Below are 611 nucleotides of genomic sequence, written 5' to 3'. Positions count from 1 at the left end.
CCAAGCTCCGCCCACGCTTCGCAGGCAAGAATCTCTACCTCCAGCCATGCTTGAAATCTGTTTTCGTCCGTCCAAATCGCAGACATTTCAGGTCTTGAATAACGTTCGATCATTCTGCTTGTCCTCCGTCTCTATTCATCCATTTATTTGTGATCTCCTGAATCCATTCGTCTTCAGGCTGCTTCATAAATGTAATATGCCCCATTTTGCGGCCTTTTTTGATTTCATGTTTTCCATATATATATAGCTTTGCCTCTTTTAAAAGATCCGGGTCTTCCTCAACAATCTTTACTTCATTGCCGAGAAGATTCACCATCATGCCCGGCTTCAGCAAATCTGTCTTGCCAAGCGGGAGCCCGCATACCGCTCTGATATGCTGGTCAAACTGGCTCGTCTCGCAAAGGTCCAGCGTATAATGCCCAGAATTGTGCGGTCTTGGCGCCAGTTCATTAACCAAAAGCTCTCCGTCCTCTGTCAGGAACATCTCAACAGCAAGCGGCCCGACAAGATTGAGCTCATCAGCAAGCTTAACGGCCAGCTCAGCAGCCTTCTGCTGAATCCCTTCCCCGGCCCGTGCAGGCACAATGCTTTGGAAAAGAATATTGTTGTGG

General features: G+C 48.1%; 2 protein-coding genes. Both read right to left on the bottom strand.

The genetic code is table 11. The features are described from left to right. Positions 1-113: hypothetical protein (locus RVS70_RS21810; RefSeq protein ID WP_321134814.1), on the bottom strand; the 113-nt coding region annotated here is incomplete at its 3' end. Continuing rightward, positions 110-611 (bottom strand): ATP-grasp domain-containing protein (locus RVS70_RS21805; RefSeq protein WP_321134812.1); only part of this gene is annotated, 502 nt, incomplete at its 5' end. The genes RVS70_RS21810 and RVS70_RS21805, both read right to left, overlap by 4 nt.

It is taken from the genome of Virgibacillus sp. M23 (assembly GCF_034190895.1).
GTDB lineage: Bacteria > Bacillota > Bacilli > Bacillales > Amphibacillaceae > Virgibacillus > Virgibacillus salarius.
The sequence above is the reverse complement of the archived record's forward strand: the minus strand, read 5'-3'. Positions and strand labels throughout refer to the sequence as shown.